This is a genomic window from Amycolatopsis sp., from assembly GCF_035276945.1.
In the GTDB taxonomy this organism is placed as follows: domain Bacteria; phylum Actinomycetota; class Actinomycetes; order Mycobacteriales; family Pseudonocardiaceae; genus Amycolatopsis_E.
The window spans coordinates 30,791-49,841 of the sequence record NZ_DATELF010000175.1 but is presented as its reverse complement, the minus strand read 5'-3'; the positions used below and the strand labels follow the sequence as shown (position 1 = coordinate 49,841).

The following is a 19,051-nucleotide window of genomic DNA, read 5'->3' as shown; positions in this document are numbered from 1 at the left end:
GAAAGGAACGCAAATGGCACGTATCTGGCGCCACGGAAAGGTGGCGGTCGCGCTGGCCACGGTGCTGGCCGCAGGGCTCACCGCCTGCTCCTCCGGCTCGCCGGGGAGCACGAGCGGCGGCGCGACCGGCACCCAGGACTCGGTCGACGCGGCGTTGAAGGCCGGCGGAACCATCACCTACTGGACCTGGACGCCCCAGGCCCAGGCGCAGGTCGACGCGTTCGAGAAGGAGTACCCGAACGTCAAGGTCAACCTGGTCAACCCGGGGAAGGCCAACGACGCCTACACCAAGCTGCAGAACGCGATCAAGGCCGGCTCCGGAGCGCCGGACGTCGCGCAGATCGAGTACAAGGCGCTCCCCCAGTTCGCGCTCACCGGCGCGCTCGTGGATCTCGGCCAGTTCGGCTTCACCTCGTTCGAAACGGAATACACCACTTCCACGTGGAACTCGGTGCACGTCAACGGCGGCCTGTACGGGCTGCCGCAGGACTCCGGGCCGATGGCCATGTTCTACAACAAGCAGGTCTTCGACCAGTACAAGCTCACGGTTCCCAAGACCTGGAGCGAGTACCTGGACGCGGCCAGGAAACTGCACGCGGCCGACCCGACCAAGTACATCGCCGCGGACAACGGTGACGCCGGCTCCACCGAAAGCATGATCTGGGACGCGGGCGGCCACCCGTTCACCTCCGACGGCAAGAAGGTGACGATCAACCTGCAGGACGAGGGCACGAAGAAGTGGACCACGCTGTGGAACCAGCTCGTCCAGAACAAGCTCGTCGCGAACATCACCGCCTGGACCGACGACTGGTACAAGGGCCTGGGCAACGGCACGATCGCCACGCTGGTCACCGGCGCCTGGATGCCGGCCAACTTCGAGTCGTCGGTGCCGGACGGCAAGGGCAAGTGGGCCGTGGCCCCGATGCCGACCTACGACGGCGGGCAGCCGGTGACCGCGGAGAACGGTGGTAGCAGCCAGGCGGTGCTCAAGCAGAGCGGCAACGCGGCGCTGGCGGCCGCGTTCGTCCGGTGGCTCAACCACGGCAACGGCGTCAAGGTCTTCGTGCAGCAGGGTGGTTTCCCCGCCACGAACGCCGACCTGCAGGACCCGTCCTTCACCGGCAAGGCGTGGGACTACTTCAACGGCCAGCAGGTCAACCAGGTGCTGACGGCGGCGGCCGGCACCGTGGCCAAGGGCTGGACCTACCTGCCCTACCAGCTCTACGCCGACAGCATCTTCAACGACACGGTCGGCAAGGCGTACCTGAACAGCTCCGACCTCAACGCCGGTCTCCTCGACTGGCAGAAGGCACTCGTGGACTACGGCAACCAGCAGGGTTTCTCCGTCAACGCGAGCTGACCTTCCTGACTCACCGACTCGGCGGGTGCCCCCAGGCGGGGTCTGGGGCACCCGCCGAGCCCTGTCCACGAAAGGACCATCACGTGCCCGAGTTCGCCATCGGCGAGCACGACTTCCTGCTCGACGGCAGACCCTTCCGGATCCTCTCCGGCGCGCTGCACTACTTCCGCGTCCACCCGGACCACTGGGCCGACCGCATCGACAAGGCCCGGCGGATGGGGCTGAACACGATCGAGACCTACGTCGCCTGGAACGCGCACGCGCCGGAGCCGGGGAAGTTCGACCTCACCGGCGGGCTGGATCTCGACCGCTTCCTGCGGCTGATCGCCGACGCCGGGATGTACGCCATCGTCCGCCCCGGCCCCTACATCTGCGCCGAATGGGACAACGGCGGTCTGCCCGTCTGGCTGTTCCGCGACCCGGAGGTCGGCGTCCGCCGGTACGAGCCGCGCTACCTCGCCGCGGTCCGCGAATACCTCGGCCGTGTGCTCGGGGTCGTGACCCCGCACCAGATCTCCCGCGGCGGTCCGGTGATCCTGGTCCAGATCGAGAACGAGTACGGCGCCTTCGGTGACGACAAGCGGTATCTGGAGGCGCTGGTGGAATACACCCGGGCCGCCGGCATCACCGTCCCGCTGACCACAGTCGACCAGCCGACCGGCGAGATGCTCACCGCGGGCGGCCTGGCCGGCCTGCACAAGACCGGGTCCTTCGGATCGCGCCCGCTGGAACGGCTCGCGACGCTGCGGGCGCACCAGCCCACGGGGCCACTGATGTGCAGCGAGTTCTGGAACGGCTGGTTCGATCACTGGGGAGCGCACCACCACACGACCCCCGTCGACCAGGCCGCCGCCGACCTCGACGCGATGCTCGCCGCGGGGGCCTCGGTGAACCTTTACATGTTCCACGGCGGCACCAACTTCGGGCTTACCAACGGCGCCAACGACAAGGGCGTCTACCAGCCGCTCGTCACCTCCTACGACTACGACGCCCCGCTGGACGAGGCCGGCAACCCGACCGCGAAGTACCACGCCTTCCGGGAGGTCATTTCCCGCTACCACGAGGTGCCCGGGACGCCCCCTCCGCCGGCGCCACCGGCTCCGGCGCTCACCGTGCCGCTGCGCGATCCGGTGCGGCTGCTCGACGCTCCCGAGCGGTGGGGCACCTGGCAGCACCACGAAGAACTGCCGACGCTCGACGAGCTGGATCCGTCGCCGCGTGTGGTGCTGCTGCGCACCCGGCTCCGCGGGACCGGCCCGGGCGTGCTGATCTTCGGCGAGGTTCGCGATCGTGCCGCGGTCTTCCTCGACGGCGAACCCGTCGGCGTGTTGCTGCGCCAGCACCATGACCGGGCGCTCGGGCTGCCGCGTACCGACGGCGAGCTGACCGTGCTCGTGGAGGATCAGGGCAGGGTCAACTACGGCCCCCGGATCGGGGAACCGAAGGGCATCATCGGTGACGCGTCGCTGCACGGCACCGCGCTGACCGGGTGGGATGTGCTGCCCATCGATCTCGAGACGGTGCCGCAGCTGTGGACGGGCGAACCCGCGGACCCGGCCGAAGCCGTCGCGGGCCCGGTTTTCCTGCGCACCGGGTTCACCCTCGACGAGCCGACCGACCTTTACCTGGACACCGGCGACTGGGGCAGGGGGATGGTCTGGGTCAACGGTTTCCACCTGGGCCGGTACTGGCGGCACGGTCCACAACGGACGCTCTACGTACCTTCGCCGGTGCTGCGAGCGGGCGGCAACGACCTGGTGGTGTTCGAGACCGAGGTGATGACCGGGCCGGTGGCGCGGTTCGTCGAGGGGCCCCTTCTCGGGCACACCGAGCCGTAGCGTCCTCACACCGTGCGGGTGATGTCGCCGCCGTGATCGTGGGTCCACGCTCGGAAACCATGGCGAACACGACGGCGACCGGCCCGGCCGGCGGGACTCCCGACGACATCTCAGCCGTCACGGCTCGGCTGAGATCCCCGGCCTATCTGCGCGTGCTGCTCGTGGCGACGCTGATCGGCGTGCCGATCTCGGCCGCGGCCTACTACTTCCTCCAGTTGGTCCGGATGCTGGATGGGTGGACCTACCACGATCTGCCGCGCGCGCTGGGTTTCCCCGCGACGCCGCTCTGGTGGCCGCTGCCCGCGCTCGCCTTGGGCGGCGTCTTCACCGCGCTGGCCATCCGGTACCTGCCCGGCCGCGGCGGGCACGTCCCCCTCGATGGGTTCAGCACCACCGAGTTGCCGGCGCCGATCACGCTGCCGGGCGTCCTGGTGGCCGCACTCGCCAGTCTCGGCGCCGGCGCGGTGCTGGGTCCCGAGGCGCCGCTGATCGCCCTTGGCGGCGGGCTCGCCTTGTGCGCCGTTCGCCTGGCGCGCCGTGACGTCTCGCAGCAGGCTCTCGCGCTGATCGCGGCAACGGGTTCCTTCGCCGCGATCAGCGCCTTGCTCGGCTCGCCGATCATCGGCGCCTTCCTGTTGATGGAGGTGTCCACCTTCGCCGGCCCCGCCCTCGGGCTGGTGCTGATCCCCGGCCTGCTGGCGTCCGGGATCGGCTCGCTGGTCTTCACCGGGCTGGACGCGCTGACCGGCCTGGGCAAGGTTTCGCTGACCCTGCCGGCGGTGCCGCCCCTGGGCCGCCCCCAGCTCAGCGAGTTCGGCTGGGCACTGGTCATCGGCGCGCTCGCCGCGGTGGCCGGTGCGGCGATCCGGTGGCTCTCCAGCCGGTGGCGCACGCCGGCCGAACAGCAGCCGCTCCTGCTGACACCGATGGCCGGGCTCATCGTCGCCGGACTCGCCATCGCGTACACCACCACCACGAGCCGTGACTTCGCCGACGTGCTCTTTTCCGGCCAGTCGGCGCTGGGGCCGTTGCTGACGCACGGGGCGGAGTATTCGGTGCCCGCGTTGCTCCTGCTCGTGGCCTGCAAGGGGCTGGCCTACAGCCTGTGCCTGAGCAGCTTCCGCGGCGGCCCGGTCTTCCCCGCCATGTACCTCGGCGCGGCCGGGGGCGTCGCGCTGTCCCACCTCCCCGGCCTGCCGCTGGTCGCGGGCGCGGCCATGGGCATCGGCGCGATGTGTGTGGTGATGCTGAAGCTTCCGCTCACGTCGGTCCTGCTCGCCACGCTGCTGCTCTACTCCGACGGGGTCGCCGTGATGCCGCTGGTGATCGTGGCCGTCGTCGTCGCATACGTGGTCTCGGCGCGGCTGGCGCCCGTCGGTCGTGGCTCTCGTTGAGTCGGTTGTGGTGCAGGGCAGCCTTCGGCTATGCCTCGATGAAGACGATGCGTTCCGGCTCGACGGTGAGTTTCAGCGTCTGCCGCCGCACCTCGACGAAGGTTTCCAGTTCGGTCGCCTGCCCGTCGGGTGTGGTGAAAAGCCGGTCGTCGCGGGTGTCGAGGTAGTGCGAGAAACCGGTGAGCGACACCCCGCCGGTCTCGTCCATCGCGAGATAGTCGACCAAACGGCGGAACAGCTTCGGCAACAACACCGCCTGATCACGCAACTGCTGCCGCGACCGGAGCCGGAGCCCGGTGGTGGTCACGTCCTCGGCCCACACGCCCTTCCGCGCCTCGCGGGCCGCCACCGCGGTCCCTGCCATGGCTTGCCGAAGGTCCACGTAGAGCAGCGAATAGAACGTCGGATACACCAAACCGGCCTCGAGCAGGGCGTAGTTGGCCGACGATTTCAGCGATTTGACATCGAGGTGGACCGGACCACCATCGCTCCCGCGGCCCGGCCGCAGACCGGGAAAGGCGAACGCCACGGCTCGGCCGTACTTGTCGGCGAACCGGGTCAGGATATGGCCCGGCACCCGTTCCGGGGTGGCGGACGTGACCGTGCCCTCCTCGTCGCGCTCCACCTTCTTGAATCCCAGACGACTCAGCAGTCCCGAGGCCGCGGCCGAGCCGAGCTCACGGGGCTGGCGCCACATGCCGCCGTGGTTCTGGGCCTGGTAATGGGTTTCCAGCGCGTCGATCCCGTCGAGCCGCAACTGCACCCCGCCGCGGGAATTCAGCCTGGCCTTGATACCCGCCTTGCGGAAGATCGCCGGATCGTCCGGATAGAACCGCACCGAGTCACCGTCCGGCGACGTGCCGGCGATCTGAAAGCTGCCCTTGACCAACGTCAGCGGCACGACTCCACCACCCTTTCCTCTCCACCGATCGGCGTCTCGAAGTCGGCCGGGACCCGCGTGGCGTTACCGGGCACCTCAACGCTGCCCGAAGGTGCGGACCGTTGCTCACCCGGTGACCGTCGGGGCCTTACCCAAAACGGTAACCGGTTCGAAGGGGCCGCGCGATTACCTGAACAACGCCGTATGACGAGGCCGGGCTTACCGCTACGCCACGCGCGTTCGTCGGGCGAGAAGGTAACGCACCGGTAATTGTTCAGGGCCTGGCGCGAGTTTGGTGTCTGCCACGGAACACCGTGGCAGACACCGACGGAAAGAGTGGCACCAGATGCGCACTCGCACCGCCCTGCAGGCTTCCGGCGAGACCTTCACCGCGACGCGGGAACCATGGCAGGCCTCCGCAACCTCGCTATCAGCGCCCTCCGTCACCACACGGGATGCGTTCGGTAGTGGAACCGTATGGTCGGTGGTGCTGCCGACTGCGCGAAGTGGCGTGGCCACGGCGATCTTCCTCGGCATCGCGAGAGTGGTCGGCGAGACCGCGCCTCTGCTGTTCACTTCGTTCGGGTCACCGGCGCTGAACGCCGATCCGTTCAGCGGGCCCAGGAAAGCCTGCCCCGGTTCGTCCACCGCTACCTCGAGGAACCGCTGGAATCGGCGCAGCAACGCGGTTACATCGGTGCGCTCCTGCCCGTCCTGGTGATCTTCGCGCTGTTCGCACTCGACGACTTCGTCGCACATACCGCTCCCGCCGCCTGCGACCAATTCATCGCCAGAAGCGTCGCCAACGGCGTCGGAACCTTTCGCCGGGCGCAGAACATCGCCGCCGCGCTGAAGCCGGCGAACCCGCGACCCGACCTTTCGCAAGAAACTCAGCGGCGTGTGTCCCATTTCCGCGTACTCCTACCTGATGGTGCCCTGTGCCGCCGGAACACCCGCAAAGGAGGTTACCCGGACCCGGCGAAGGCGGACACCATAACCGCGTTCATCCGGCACATCGCGTGCGACGGTCATCCCTGAAGGAGCGACCCGCGTCGGCTATAGGCCGTTACCCCCCAACCTTTCCCAGGAGATGATGAACTTCGTGACGCGGCTCACCGGTCAGCCGGCCGTACAGTTCAACCCGGACAACTGTGGGAACCCGACCTTCCACGGCAGCCTCGGCGCCGGCGCCACCTCGCCCCCCGATCCCTTTGACACGCTCGGCGGCGTCGACAAGCTCACGCACGGTGGCACCGCAAGCACCGGCAAGTGATCCCAGCCCGGTGCGCTGGAAACCGGGAACGCGTCGACCACCACGGGACCGGACAGTTCCACCGCCGACGCCTCGCTCGCGAACGGAGGCTCCACGGACTGGCGCAACGCGGAATTGGGCGCCTACGACCGCGACGGCTTCACCGGCTTCGGTTCGCTGGCCGCGCTGGTGCTTCTCGGCGCCATCGTCACCCCACCGCTCCTGCGCACTCGTCCGCCGGATCCGGCGCTCATGAACTGTCTCGTTCCAGAGTGGACCCTGGTCGGCGAGCGGCCCCTCGCCGACCCTGAACACAGCCCGTGTTAATTTCAGCCGTCGGTTTGCCCGTTTCGGCCCCGGCGGAAACGGACATCCCGGAGGTGATGGTGCAGACCAGGAAGGTGGATCCGAACCACGCCTTTCCCCTGGGCATACCGCCCCTGCGGACCTGGGCGCGGCGCATGGCGGGGCAGGTACTGTCGGCGGAGCTTCCACGCCGGTGGGCACACACGCAGGGGGTCGCACGCCGGGCCACTGAGATCGCTCGGGCGTTTTCGCCCGCCGACGGTGAGGTGCTGGTCGCCGCCGCGTGGCTGCACGACATCGGCTACGCCCGCGAACTGGCCGACACGGGGATGCACCAGGTCGACGGGGCACGGTTCCTGGCCCGGCGCGGTGTGCCACACCGGGTATGTGCTCTCGTCGCGCATCATTCCGGCGCCGCCGCCGTGGCCGGGTTGTGCGGATTGTCCGGTGCGCTGGCCGAGTTCGCGGACGAGCACACCCCGGTGCGGGACGCGCTCTGGTATTGCGACATGACCACGAGCCCGGGCGGGGAACCGGTGTCCTTCCCGGATCGGCTGGCCGAGTTGCGCACCCGCCGGGGGCCGGACGACGCGGTGGTGCGAGCGCTCGCGGTCAACGAACCGGAACGCGCGGCCGCGGTGCGCCGCACCGAGGACCTGCTCCGCCGGGAGGCCGCTACAGCAGCCCGGTGCGGACCCCGATGGCCACCCCGATGGCCACGAACACGGCGGGTACCAGCCACGCGCCCGCACGCCGGATCGCCAGAATGACGGCCTTCTGATTCGCGATCGTATAGGCGACGGCGCACCACAATGCCTCGAGCACGGCGAAAACGGTGATGCTGACCGCCGATTCGGCCGTGGTTTGCGAACGAAACAGGACAATATAGACAGAAAGATTGTCCACGCACACCGACAGGATCAGGGTGACGATCACCGGGAGGCTGTCGGTGATTCGCGGGTCCTCGACTTCCTTGCGCGCCTCGAGCAGTCCGCGAATTCCCATGACGAGCGGAAAGAGGCCCAGCAGGCCGACCCACTTCAGGGGCACGGACGCGAAAACGAACGCGGCCGCCACACTCACGCCGACGAGCATCACGTAACCGACGAACTGGCCGAGTACGACACGCCAGGCCCACGTTCCCCCGGCGCGAGCGGCGGCGAACAGCACGGTCAACAGGATGAACGCGTCGACATTGGTCGCCGCGAACGCTCCGGCCGCGGTAACGATCGTGCCGGTAAGCGAGTGCATCGCCCGATCGTCGCACTCATCGGGCCGAACGGACCTAACACGGTTGCAACAAACAGTTCAGTTGATATTCGACCGAACGTAGCATTAGAGGTCGCGAGTCACTGAGGAGGGAGCGACGATGCCCACCAAGTCTCCGCGGACCCAGGCCCGCCGTGACGAGCCGACGCAAGAGGAAGAGCAGCGTCCGACGACCGAAGAGACGCGGGCCGCGGAGCACGAAGGCAGGCGCACCGCGACCGTCAACCTGCCGTTCGTCACCGCCCAGTTCCGCGCCCCGCGCATGCGCATGCCGTCCATGCCCGTCGGGCGGGGAGAGGTCGCGGCGGCGGCGCAGACCGCACGTTCCTACCTGCCGTCGGCGCGGGACACCCTGTACTACGGCGGCCTGGCGACACTGGCCGCGTTCGAGGTGATCGAGTGGCCGGTAGCGGCCGCGATCGGCGTCGGCACGGCGCTGATGGGACGCGGCCGCGGCGAACAGCGCGAGCGGGAGGCCGAGTCCGGCGAGAAAGCACGCGAAGGCGCCTCGCGGCGCTAGAGGATGCTCTCCGGCCTACTCGACGCCGCCGCCCGGTTGGCCACGCCCCTCGCCGGCACGCTGAGTTCGATCGTTGGCGGCCGCCGGGTGTGGGCGCGCGACGACCGGCTGCATGTCGAGGTCCGCGGTGTGCACCGGCCCGGCACCGACGAGGCGGCGGCCGCGCTGCGCCAGCGACTGCTCGCGCTCGACGGGGTACGGGCCGTGGAGATCAATGGGCACTGGGGACGCGCGGTCGTCCGGCGTGATCCGGACATGGCCGGCCAGGCCACGATTCTCGCCGTGGTGGCGGAGGTCGAGCGGGACTTCGACCTGCGCGGGCAGGCACCCGCCGGCGCCACGCATCCGGCGAACCGGGCGCCTGCGCTGCGGCAACTGGCCGGAGCGGGCCTGAGCCTGGCCGGCGCCGGATACGCCTTCGCCGGAAGGGCACTGCCCGGGCGCCCCCTGCCGGTCGTCTGGCCGACGCTGGTGTCCCTGATCGACTCGTCGCCCCAGTTGCGGGGACTGGTCAAGCGGTGGCTGGGTCCCGCCGCGACCGAAGCGCTGTTCGCGGTGGCCGGCCCGGCCGGTCAGGCACTGGCGCGGCGGCCGATGGGGCTGCTGGCCGAGGCGGGCCACCGGCTGCTGATGCACCGGGAGGCCGTGGCGCGCCAACAGGTCTGGCAACGCTGGGAAAGCGCGGTCGCCGACCGGCCGGGCCTGCACGAAGCCGGCCCCATGGACTATCCGCCGCGCCCGGCGGGACTTCCCGGCGGCCCCATCGAAAAATTGTCGGGCTCCTCGGCGGCCCTCGCCCTGGCCGCGTCGGGGACGGTGCTGGCGGCGAGCCGCAACGCCGAGCGCGCGACGGCGATGCTGCTGGCCGGCGTCCCGCGGGCAGCGAGACTCGGGCGTGAGGCCTTCGCCGCCCGGCTCGACACCGATTTCGCGCGGGCGGGCAACCTGGTCCTCGAACCCGAGGTCCTGCGGCGGCTGGATCGCGTCGACACGGTGGTGCTCGACCCTGGCGTCCTCCTGACCGGGCGGCACATGCTGGACGCCGTCGAGCCACTAGGACCCCCGGGCGAGGCACCCGACGCGGCCGAGTTGTCCCAGCGCGCCCACGACCTGGTGGATCCGCGGCGGCCGACGACCCGCCGCGAACACGACGGCTGGAGCGTCGCCGTCGCCGGCGCCACACTGCCCGCCGAGGTTCGCCGCCGCGCCGGCCGACTGTCCGAACCGGACACCGTGGTCCTCGCCCTGTCCCGCGAATCCACTCCGGTCGGCCTGCTCCGGGTGGCGCCGGAGATCGATCCGCTGGCCGACGCGCTCCTCGAAGCGGCCCGGCAGGCGGGCTCGGTGCTGCTCGGCGGCGCTCGCGCCGGGCTGGACAGGCGGCTTCCGGTCGACGGCGTCCTGACCGGCGACCGCGGGCTGGCTGACGAGGTTCGCCGGCTGCAGACCGAAGGCCGGGTCGTGGCGGTGGTCAGCCGCATTGACCGTGCCGCGCTGGCGGCGGCCGATGCCGGGCTCGGCCTCTTCGGCCGCGCCGGTGCGCTGCCGTGGGGCGCCGATGTCGCGTGCGCCGGCATCGGACAGGCCTGCCTGCTGCTCACGGCGACCGTCATCGCCCGCAGGACCAGCACCGACGTCACCCGGATCTCGGTGGCGGGCTCCCTGGTCGGCGCGCTGCTCGGCGGTCTCGGCCCGGCGCGGGGTGCCATCGCGCGAACCTCGGTGCCGGTCTTCGGCGCGACGGTACTGGCGCTGGCCGTCGGTACCTGGCGCGGTGTCACCGCGGGCACCCGGCCGGCCCCGCAACCCGTGGAACGCACGCCCTGGCACGAAATGTCGCCGCGCTCCGTGTTGCACCTGCTGTCCAGCTCACGCGCCGGGCTGGCCGACGACGAGTCGGCACGCCGTCATCGCGGGGTGACCGACGATGAGGACGTCACCGAGACCGGCCTGGCCCGGGCCTCGGCCGAGGAGATGGCGAACCCGCTGACGCCCGCGCTCGCGGCGGGCGCGGGCATTTCCGCCAGCGTGGGATCGATCAGCGACGCGGCGCTGATCACCGGCGTGCTCGTGATGAACGCGCTGATCGGCGGGGCGCAGCGGGTCGGCGCCTACCGGGAGTTGCGGCGGTTGCTGGAGATCGCCTCGGTTCCGGTGCGGGTGCGGCGTCTGGGAACGGTGCGCCGGGCACGCTCCGGCGAACTCGTCCCGGGTGACGTGATCGAACTGCGCGCGGGCGACGCGGTGCCGGCGGACGCCCGGTTGCTGGAGGCCACCGGACTGGAGGTCGACGAGTCCAGCCTCACCGGCGAATCCCAGCTGGTGACCAAGACGGTACGCGCCACCACCGCGGCCGAGATCGCCGACCGGTCGTCCATGGTCTATCAGGGCACCGTGATCGCCGCCGGTCGCGCGCTCGCCCTCGTGGTGGCGACCGGATCACGCACCGAGGCCGGGCGTAGCGCGCGGACCGGCGGAGAAGCGCCCAAGACGGGTGTCGAAACGCGGCTGAGCACGCTGGCCGGCCGGACCCTGCCGGTGGCCTTCGGTGCCGGATCCGCGTTGCTGGGCCTGGACCTGTTGCGCGGGCGGGGAATCAGCCAGGCACTCGGCCGTTCGGTCGGCCTGGCCGTCGCGGCCGTCCCCGAGGGGCTGCCGTTCGTCGCCACGGTCGCCGAACTCGCCTCCGCCCGGCGCCTGTCGCGGCACGGCGTGCTGGTCCGCAGGGCCAGCACGATCGAAGCGCTCGGCCGGGTCGACGTGCTCTGCTTCGACAAGACCGGAACCCTGACCGAAGGCCGGATCGCGCTGCGCCGGGTGTCCGACGGGCTTGGCGACGAAAAGATCTCGGACCTCACGCCCGGGCTGCGCGAGGTGCTGGCGGCCGCCGTGCGGGCCAGCCCGTGGCACGACAGTGACTCCGGCGTGCCCCATCCCACCGATCGCGCGGTGCTCGACGGCGCCGAATCGGTCGGCGTCACGCCGGACGATCTCGAATGGATCGCCGAGATCGCGTTCGAGCCCGCCCGCGGTTATCACGCCACGCTGACGCGGTATTCCGGCAAATTCCTGCTCAGTGTCAAAGGAGCGCCCGAGGTCGTGCTCACCCGGTGCACGAGCTGGCGCGACCGGCCCTTCGACGCGGACGCGCGGCGTCAGGTGGAAGCCGAATTCGAGCGACTGGCCAACCGGGGCTACCGGGTCCTCGCGGTCGCCGAACGCACCGCCTCGGAGCGGCCCGGCCTCGACGACGAGCGCATCCATCGCCTCGACTTCCGTGGCCTGGTCGCCCTCGCCGACCCGATCCGGCCCACCGCCGCCGAAGCGATCACCCAGCTCCAGCAGGCCGGGGTCGAGGTGATGATGGTGACCGGCGACCATCCCAGCACCGCGGCCGCGATCGGGGCCGAACTCGACATGATCAACGGACGGCGAATCCTGACCGGAGCCCAGCTGGAAGCGCTCGCCGACGAACAACTCGACGCCGAACTCCCCCGCACCGCCGTCTTCGCCCGGGTCAGCCCGGCCCAGAAGGCGGACCTGGTGCGGAAACTGCGCGAGCGGGGCCGCGTCGTCGCGATGACGGGGGACGGCGCCAACGACGCACCCGCCATCCGGCTCGCGCATGTGGGGATCGCGCTGGGCAGCCGGGCCACCCCGGCCGCCCGCGAGGCCGCCGACCTCGTCGTCACCGACGACCGGATCGAGACGATCACCGCCGCGCTGCTGGAAGGCCGCGCGATGTGGTCGTCGGTCCGCGACGCGGTCGGCATCCTGCTCGGCGGCAATCTGGGAGAAATCGCTTTCACCCTGATCTCGGGCCTGTCCGGCACCGCTGACGCGCTCAACGCCCGCCAGTTGCTGCTGGTCAACCTGCTCACCGACGTCCTGCCCGCGATGGCCGTCGCCGTGCGCCCGCCGCCGGACGTGACCCCCGGCGAACTGCTCGCCGAGGGGCCCGAGACCTCCCTGGGCGGCGCGCTGCTGCGGGAGGTCTACCGGCGCGCCGCGATCACCGCGGGCGCGGCCACGGCCGCCTGGCTGCTGGCCCGGCCGGTGTCCACGCCGGGCCAGGCCGGCACCGCCGCGCTCGCCGCGCTCGTCGGCGGGCAACTGGCTCAGACCATTGCGGTCCGTGGCCGGACCCCGCTGGTCGTCGCGTCGGGGCTCGGCTCACTGCTCGCTCTCGCGGCCGTGATCCAGACGCCCGGGCTGAGCCAGTTCTTCGGCTGCCGGCCGCTCCTGCCTCACCAGTGGGCGATCGTCGCGGGTGCCGGCGCCGGGGCCGCCGCCGCGGAACTGCTTTGGCGGCTCATCCGTAAGTGATCGCGTCCTTGGCGGAAAACGCCGGGTCGCTGGTGCTCGCACAGCCCGTTTCCACGTGGCCGGCCAGGCGCCGCAGGAACGCGGGATCCGAGTCGGAGGTCACCGAGACGTCGTACCAGTTGTTGCTGTTCCGCCCGGACACCGCGTAGACCACGCGCGCGCCCGGGGGGAGCACGAACGTCTTGGGCCGCTCGGCGCGGTAGTCGTCGGTGACGGTGAGCCGGACGACGACCTTGCCCCCGTTGGACAGGACCAGCCGCACCTGCCCCGCGCCGTCGTGCCGGGCGGTCACCTCGGGGCCGGCGGCACTTCCCGTGAACTGACGCACCAGGCCGTTGGGCCCGTGCACGCTGAAGTCGTACACCCGCGCGCCGCCCAGGCTCAGCTCGCCGGACAGGCTCTGTCCGGATTGCACGGTGTAGGTCCACGGTCCGTCCGCATTGGACCGGGAGGTCACGTGGAAGTTCGCACCGGCCTTGCCGTAGCTGACGAAGGTGAGCACCAGTTTCCCGTCCGCGACCACCGCGTCGGCCGCCAGGTCGTAGGGAAGCGGGCGAGCCGGGCGCAGGCCAGTCTCCTGCTTGGGCAGTGCGGGTTCCGCCGGCACCGTGGGCACGTAGTCGGGGTGACGGTTGTGGTCCGGCGGCAGGTAGCCGGAGGTGTCCGGCAGTACTGGGAAAGCGCTGTCCGTGCGGCCGAAGTCGAACGCCGAGGTGAGGTCACCGCAGACGGTCCGCCGCCACGGCGAGATGTTCGGCTCGTGCACGCCGAAACGCCGCTCGACGAACCGGATGATCGAGGTGTGGTCGAAGACCTCGGAACAGACGAACCCGCCCGTGCTCCACGGCGAAACCACCAGCATCGGCACCCGCTGGCCGAGACCGTACGGGCCGGTGGGATGCGCGGCGGAGCCCGCGAACAGTTCCGCGGAGATGTCTACTGTGGACTTTCCTTTGCCCGCCGCCGGGTAGGGCGGGACGACGTGGTCGAAGAACCCGTCGTTCTCGTCGTAGGTGATGAACAGCGCCGTTTTGCTCCACACGGCCGGGTTGGCGGTGAGCGCGTTCAGCACCTGAGCGATGTACCAGGCGCCGTAGTTGACCGGCCAGTTCGGGTGCTCGCAGAACGCTTCCGGGGCAACGATCCAGGACACCTGCGGGAGCTTGCCCGCCCGCACGTCGGCGGCGAAGACGTCGAAGAACCCGTCCCCCTGCTGGGCGTTCGTGCCCGTGCGCGCCTTGTCGTACAACGGATTTCCGGGCTTGGCGTCCTGGTACTGCCTGAAGTACAACAGCGAGTTGTCGCCGTAGTTGCCCCGGTAGGCGTCGGGGATCCAGCCCCACGATCCGGCGGCGTCCAGGCCGTCGCCGATGTCCTGGTAGATCTTCCAGGAAACCCCGGCCTGCTCGAGCCGTTCCGGATAGGTGGTCCAGGAGTAGCCGGCCTCGTCGTTGCCGAGGACCGGGCCGCCGCCGGCGCCGTCGTTGCCGGTGTAGCCCGTCCACATGTAGTAGCGGTTCGGGTCGGTGGAACCCATGAACGAGCAGTGGTAGGCGTCGCAGATCGTGAAGGCGTCGGCCAGTGCGTAGTGGAACGGGATGTCCTCGCGCGTGAGGTACGCCATGGTGGTGGAGCCCTTGGCGGGCACCCACTTGTCGTAGTTGCCCTGATTCCACGCGGCGTGCGTGTCGTTCCAGCCGTGCGGGAGGTCCTGAATGAACTGCAGGCCCAGGTTGTCCGCGTCGGGCCGGAACGGCAGGACGTCCTTCGTGCCGTCCGGCTGGTACCAGACCGGCTTGCCGCTGGGCAGCGTGACCGGCCGGGGGTCGCCGAACCCGCGCACCCCGCGCAGGGTGCCGAAATAGTGGTCGAACGACCGGTTCTCCTGCATGAGCACCACGATGTGCTCCACGTCCCGCAACGTTCCGGTCCGGCGGGATGCCGGGATTTCCGCGGCACGGGCGATGCTGGCCGAGAGCATGGACGTGGCGGCCGTGCCACCGGCCAGGTGCAGGAAACGCCTGCGGTTGACGTGCGTCATGGGCCTGCCTTCAAGGTGTTCGAGGTGCGGCGAAGTGCGGAGACAGTATGTGCGACAGATCGAGAAGGCTCCGCCGTCGGCCGGGAAACACCCGGGGAATCTCTCGTTAACGCCGCTGGTCCCCCTCTTGCGCACCCTCACCAAACGAAGGTGGCGGCCGGCCGCGAATTTTCGCGGTATCACGATGGTTCCGGCGTGCCCGCCGGGCCAGACTCGGATGCACGCCACCCGGGCAAGGGGGTGGGTGGACACCGGAAGGGAGGTTTTCGGGGTGAAGAAGATCAAGGTCCGCAAGGCGGGACCGGTGCGGCTGACCAGTGCCGCCCACGCGCTGTACTCGGTGTGCGGAAAACCCAACTGACTCCCAAGGAGTGAACCATGAAGAAAATGAAGAAGATGAAGGTTCGCAAGGTCGGGCCGGTGCGGCTGACCAGCGCGGCGCACGCGCTGTACGCGTCCTGCGTCGCCAACGCCTGACAATCCGTTTCCGGCGAGGGGCCGGGACGCCCGATCGGCCCCGGCCCCCGCCTCGCCTACCGCCAAGGACCGCGACGTGGACGACGTACTCGACCGGCCGGTGCACCTGTACCCACTGGCCTATTTGGACAGTGACGGCGAGGTGACCGTCGGCAGGCCGGAAATCGACTCCTACGCGGTGCTTCCGGCCGACGGCGCGGCCGTGGTGCGCAGGCTCGAGGAGGGCATGACCCCGCGGGCGGCGGCCGGCTGGTATGCCGAAACCTACGGTGAGGACCTCGACATCGGCGACCTGCTCGGCGCGCTCGAAGAACTGGGTTTCGTGCGCGCCGACGCGGAATCAGCGGAGCAGGCGGAGAAATCCGTGCGGTGGCAACGATCCGGCCGGGCGATGTTTTCCTTGCCCGCCTGGATCTGTTACGGGCTGCTCGTGGCGGGCGGGATCGTCGCCATGGCGAAGTCACCGCGACTCGTCCCGCACTTCCGGCACGTCTTCTTCACCGATTCCTACACGGTGATCGAACTGGTCCTGTTTCTCGGCCAGTTTCCGCTACTGCTCGTGCACGAGTCCTTCCACGCGCTGGCGGGCCGCCGCCTCGGCCTGGCCTCGCGGTTGTCCGTCGGCCGCCGCCTGTACTACATCGTGTTCGAGACCTCGCTCGACGGTCTGGTGATGGTCCCCCACCGGAAACGGATCCTGCCGATCCTGGCCGGAATGCTGGCCGACGTGCTCGTGGTGGCCCTGCTGACCCTGATCGCCGCGGCGAGCGCCCCGGCCCGCGGCGTGTGCCTGGCACTGGCCTACCTGACGCTGCTGCGCCTGGCCTGGCAGTTCTTCTTCTACCTGCGCACCGATCTGTACGTGCTGTTCACCACCGTACTGGGCTGCGTGGATCTCCACACCGCGGCCAAGGGCGTGCTGCGCAACGCTTTCCGGCGGCTGCTCGGCAGGCCGCCGCTGGACGAGTCGCGGTGGCATCCCACCGACCGCCGGGTGGCCCGGTGGTACGCCTGGCTCATGCTCGCCGGGTACCTGGCGACCTGGGCGGTTTTCGGAGTCTCCGTGCTGCCGATCGCCTACCGCTTCCTGTCGGGCGTGCTGAGCCGCTTCACCGGCAGCGGTACGGGATTCGCCGGGCTGCTCGACTCGGCGGTGTTCGTCGGGCTCAACGTGGCGCAGTTCGTCGTCATCGCCGTGCTCGTGCTGCGGGACCGCCGGCGCCGCCGCGAGGCCACCCCGTTCCAGCATGTTCTCGCCTGAGGGAGGAAACCATGCCCGCACACCGCTGGATTCGCGCTTCCCGCCGGGCCGAGCGGGTCGCCGGGCGATCCGCGTTGGCCGTGCCGCCCACGCTGGCGGTCGTGCCGGCCCATCGCCGGCTCCGTGGCCCCTACACGGCGGTCGGCACGCTGCTGCGCGCGATCGTGCCCGACGCGCTCGACCGCTGTCCCGATCTGGTCGCGCGGCACAACGTGGAGATCCTGGCGACCACACCGGAGTTGCGGGGCGTGGTGCCCGCGACACGCGAAACGCTGACTTCGCTGGCCGTCCCGTCCGAACGCACCCGGTTCCACTCCCGGCTGCGCACCCTGCGGATCACCCACGGACTGATCGACTTCCTCACCGGTTACCTGCGCGTCCTGGGCGGCGGTCACGCGCTGATCGTCGACGACGCCCACGAAGCCGATCCCACCGATCGCGAATTCCTCGCCGTCGGAGTCCGGCGGCTCGATCCGGCTCTGCTGACGGTCGTGGTGACCACCGGAACCGGCCCCCTCACCGAACCTCCGGGTCCGGTCGCCGTGCCGCTCCACGCTGAGCTGGAAGCCCACTGTGTCCCGGTGGATGCCGTATCGGCGGGCCCCGGCCTGACCGCCCTCGACCTGGCGCGGGAATACGTATGCGGGGACGGCACGAGCGACGACCCGGCGGTCGTCGCGGCCTATGAGCGGCTGGCGACGAAAGACCGGGCGCGGCTGCACGACGAGCGCGCCGCCGAACTGGAGACGCTCGCTGAGCCCTCGCTCCGCCTCGGCGCCGTTCCCTACCACCGCGAACGCGGCAGCGACCGGGCGGGCACCGGAGTGCGGGCACTGCTGGACGCCCTGAACACCTGCCTGGACCTGGGTTTCTACCACGCGGTCGTCGATTTCGGCCGCCGCGGCCGGGCCCTGGCCGGCCAGCGGACGGACGAGGAGCGGTGGTGGACCTTCACCACGAAGACGACCACCGCGCTGGCCGCGCTCGGGCGGCCTGAGGAAGCGCTTTCTCTCTACGACGAGGCGCGCAGGCTCAGCACCTCTCCGGGGGTCCACATGCAGGCCGCGTACGCCACCGCGATGATCTACACGCGCCACCTCGACGAAGATCGCCGAGACCACGAGGCGGCGCGTGCCTGGTCCAACCAGTCCATCGCCATCGCGAACCTGCTGCCGGACCGCAAGCAACGCGCGTTCCACAGTGCGTTCAACCGCAACGGGCTGGCCTTGATCGAGGTCCACGAGGGCAACCCGGCCGAAGCGCTGCGGCTGCTCGACGACGGCCTCGAGCGGCTCGACGAGGACCTGGATGCCGGCGAATACGCCCTGCACCGCTCGGTGCTGCGGGTCAACCGGGCGCAGGTCCACGCCTCGCTCGGCCGGCTCGACCACGCCCTCGCGGATTACACGGCGGTCATCGCCATGGACCCGAACTACGCCGAGTACTATTTCGACCGGGCCGCCCTCCTTCGCCGGCTCGGCCGGAACGAAGACGCGTTGGCGGACTACGACGACGCGATTCGCCTGTCACCGCCGTTTCCCGAGGCGTATTACAACCGCGGCGACCTCCGCCTCGAACTCGGCGACATCGACGGCGCGCTCGCCGATTTCGGTTACACGCTGGACCTGGACCCGGATTTCGTCGATGCCTACGTCAACCGCGCCGGTCTTCACCTCGACCTCGGTGACCTGGCGGACGCCGCACGCGATGCCGAGGCGGGGCTGGCGCGTGATCAGGACAATCCGCACCTGCACGTGGTCATCGGCCAGATTCACGTCGAGCACGAGGAATATCCCGCGGCGAGTGCCGCTTTCGACCGGGCACTCGCCGTAGATCCGGACCTGATTCCCGCGCTCTCCGGCCGCGCCGCGCTGGCCTGCCGGCTCGGCGAGGCCGACCTCGCCCTCACCGATCTGCGGCACGCGGTCGACCTGGCGCCCGGCGATCCGCTCCTGCGCTACAACCGGGCGTTCGCCTATCAGCACAAGGGCCAGTGGGACCAGGCGCTCGCCGATCTGAAGATCGCCCGCGAACTGTCCCCCGGCGACCCGGAAATCGCCGAAGCCCACGAAACCTGCCTGCGCCACACGACGGCCGCCACCCTCGGATCGTGATCGGCTCCCGGAT

General features: G+C 70.3%; 14 protein-coding genes. 10 read left to right on the top strand and 4 right to left on the bottom strand.

All coding sequences use genetic code 11. The features are described 5' to 3' along the window. The first annotated feature begins 13 nt into the window (after nucleotides 1-13). The 3 genes from VJT49_RS31855 (at nucleotide 14) to VJT49_RS31845 (ending at nucleotide 4,592) form a co-directional block, all read left to right on the top strand. Nucleotides 14-1,360, top strand: a complete 1,347-nt coding sequence (locus tag VJT49_RS31855; protein ID WP_324168685.1) for a sugar ABC transporter substrate-binding protein — start codon at nucleotides 14-16, stop codon at nucleotides 1,358-1,360. Between the two features lie 83 nt (nucleotides 1,361-1,443). Further along, nucleotides 1,444-3,198, top strand: coding sequence for a glycoside hydrolase family 35 protein (locus VJT49_RS31850; protein WP_324168684.1), 1,755 nt, complete (start codon nucleotides 1,444-1,446; stop codon nucleotides 3,196-3,198). Nucleotides 3,199-3,257: 59 nt separating this feature from the next. Further along, nucleotides 3,258-4,592, top strand: coding sequence for a chloride channel protein (locus VJT49_RS31845; protein ID WP_324168683.1), 1,335 nt, complete (start codon nucleotides 3,258-3,260; stop codon nucleotides 4,590-4,592). A gap of 28 nt (nucleotides 4,593-4,620) precedes the next feature. On the opposite strand, the gene VJT49_RS31840 is transcribed toward VJT49_RS31845, so the two are convergent. Together VJT49_RS31840 and VJT49_RS35530 are read right to left on the bottom strand one after the other, a co-directional pair. Further along, entirely contained in the window at nucleotides 4,621-5,493 is an 873-nt protein-coding gene (locus VJT49_RS31840; protein ID WP_324168682.1) for a nuclease, read from the bottom strand. A gap of 204 nt (nucleotides 5,494-5,697) precedes the next feature. Next, complete coding sequence (locus VJT49_RS35530) at nucleotides 5,698-6,381, bottom strand: hypothetical protein (RefSeq protein ID WP_414636130.1); 684 nt, start codon at nucleotides 6,379-6,381, stop codon at nucleotides 5,698-5,700. Between the two features lie 193 nt (nucleotides 6,382-6,574). Here VJT49_RS35530 and VJT49_RS31830 point away from each other — a divergent pair, with 193 nt between their 5' ends. From VJT49_RS31830 to VJT49_RS31820, 3 genes are all read left to right on the top strand, one after another. Beyond that, entirely contained in the window at nucleotides 6,575-6,745 is a 171-nt protein-coding gene (locus VJT49_RS31830) for a hypothetical protein (RefSeq protein WP_324168681.1), read from the top strand. Between the two features lie 114 nt (nucleotides 6,746-6,859). After that, on the top strand, nucleotides 6,860-7,051 hold the full coding sequence (locus tag VJT49_RS31825; RefSeq protein ID WP_324168680.1) for a hypothetical protein: 192 nt from the start codon (nucleotides 6,860-6,862) through the stop codon (nucleotides 7,049-7,051). A 14-nt stretch (nucleotides 7,052-7,065) separates the two neighbouring features. Continuing rightward, the gene (locus tag VJT49_RS31820; RefSeq protein WP_324168679.1) at nucleotides 7,066-7,800 is read left to right on the top strand and encodes an HD domain-containing protein; all 735 of its coding nucleotides are present in this window, start codon (nucleotides 7,066-7,068) and stop codon (nucleotides 7,798-7,800) included. On the opposite strand, the gene VJT49_RS31815 is transcribed toward VJT49_RS31820, so the two are convergent. Then, entirely contained in the window at nucleotides 7,706-8,200 is a 495-nt protein-coding gene (locus VJT49_RS31815) for a cadmium resistance transporter (protein ID WP_324168678.1), read from the bottom strand. The genes VJT49_RS31820 and VJT49_RS31815 overlap by 95 nt on opposite strands. Before the next feature lie 199 nt (nucleotides 8,201-8,399). On the opposite strand from VJT49_RS31815, the gene VJT49_RS31810 reads away from it, so the two are divergent. Together VJT49_RS31810 and VJT49_RS31805 are read left to right on the top strand one after the other, a co-directional pair. After that, nucleotides 8,400-8,819 carry a hypothetical protein gene (locus VJT49_RS31810; RefSeq protein ID WP_324168677.1) on the top strand — a complete coding sequence of 140 codons (420 nt, stop codon included), beginning with the start codon at nucleotides 8,400-8,402 and terminating at the stop codon, nucleotides 8,817-8,819. Between the two features lie 3 nt (nucleotides 8,820-8,822). Further along, nucleotides 8,823-13,145, top strand: a complete 4,323-nt coding sequence (locus VJT49_RS31805; RefSeq protein ID WP_324168676.1) for an HAD-IC family P-type ATPase — start codon at nucleotides 8,823-8,825, stop codon at nucleotides 13,143-13,145. Here VJT49_RS31805 and VJT49_RS31800 read toward each other — a convergent pair. Then, nucleotides 13,132-15,186 (bottom strand): phosphocholine-specific phospholipase C, encoded by a 2,055-nt coding sequence (locus tag VJT49_RS31800; protein WP_324168675.1) that lies wholly within the window; start codon nucleotides 15,184-15,186, stop codon nucleotides 13,132-13,134. The two genes, VJT49_RS31805 and VJT49_RS31800, sit on opposite strands and share 14 nt — an antisense overlap. 553 nt (nucleotides 15,187-15,739) lie before the next feature. Here VJT49_RS31800 and VJT49_RS31795 point away from each other — a divergent pair. Together VJT49_RS31795 and VJT49_RS31790 are read left to right on the top strand one after the other, a co-directional pair. After that, nucleotides 15,740-16,924: a hypothetical protein gene (locus VJT49_RS31795; protein WP_324168674.1), complete on the top strand. Its 1,185-nt coding sequence runs from the start codon at nucleotides 15,740-15,742 to the stop codon at nucleotides 16,922-16,924. 11 nt (nucleotides 16,925-16,935) lie between these two features. Continuing rightward, the gene (locus tag VJT49_RS31790; RefSeq protein ID WP_324168673.1) at nucleotides 16,936-19,038 is read left to right on the top strand and encodes a tetratricopeptide repeat protein; all 2,103 of its coding nucleotides are present in this window, start codon (nucleotides 16,936-16,938) and stop codon (nucleotides 19,036-19,038) included. The last annotated feature ends 13 nt before the right edge of the window (nucleotides 19,039-19,051 follow it).

What these genes read in the sequence shown, in the direction of transcription:
- VJT49_RS35530 (WP_414636130.1), bottom strand. Translation starts at nt 6,381, where the DNA reads ATGGGACACACGCCGCTGAGTTTCTTGCGAAAGGTCGGGTCGCGGGTT.
- VJT49_RS31790 (WP_324168673.1), top strand. Translation starts at nt 16,936, where the DNA reads ATGCCCGCACACCGCTGGATTCGCGCTTCCCGCCGGGCCGAGCGGGTC.
- VJT49_RS31800 (WP_324168675.1), bottom strand. Translation starts at nt 15,186, where the DNA reads ATGACGCACGTCAACCGCAGGCGTTTCCTGCACCTGGCCGGTGGCACG.
- VJT49_RS31805 (WP_324168676.1), top strand. Translation starts at nt 8,823, where the DNA reads ATGCTCTCCGGCCTACTCGACGCCGCCGCCCGGTTGGCCACGCCCCTC.
- VJT49_RS31855 (WP_324168685.1), top strand. Translation starts at nt 14, where the DNA reads ATGGCACGTATCTGGCGCCACGGAAAGGTGGCGGTCGCGCTGGCCACG.
- VJT49_RS31845 (WP_324168683.1), top strand. Translation starts at nt 3,258, where the DNA reads ATGGCGAACACGACGGCGACCGGCCCGGCCGGCGGGACTCCCGACGAC.
- VJT49_RS31810 (WP_324168677.1), top strand. Translation starts at nt 8,400, where the DNA reads ATGCCCACCAAGTCTCCGCGGACCCAGGCCCGCCGTGACGAGCCGACG.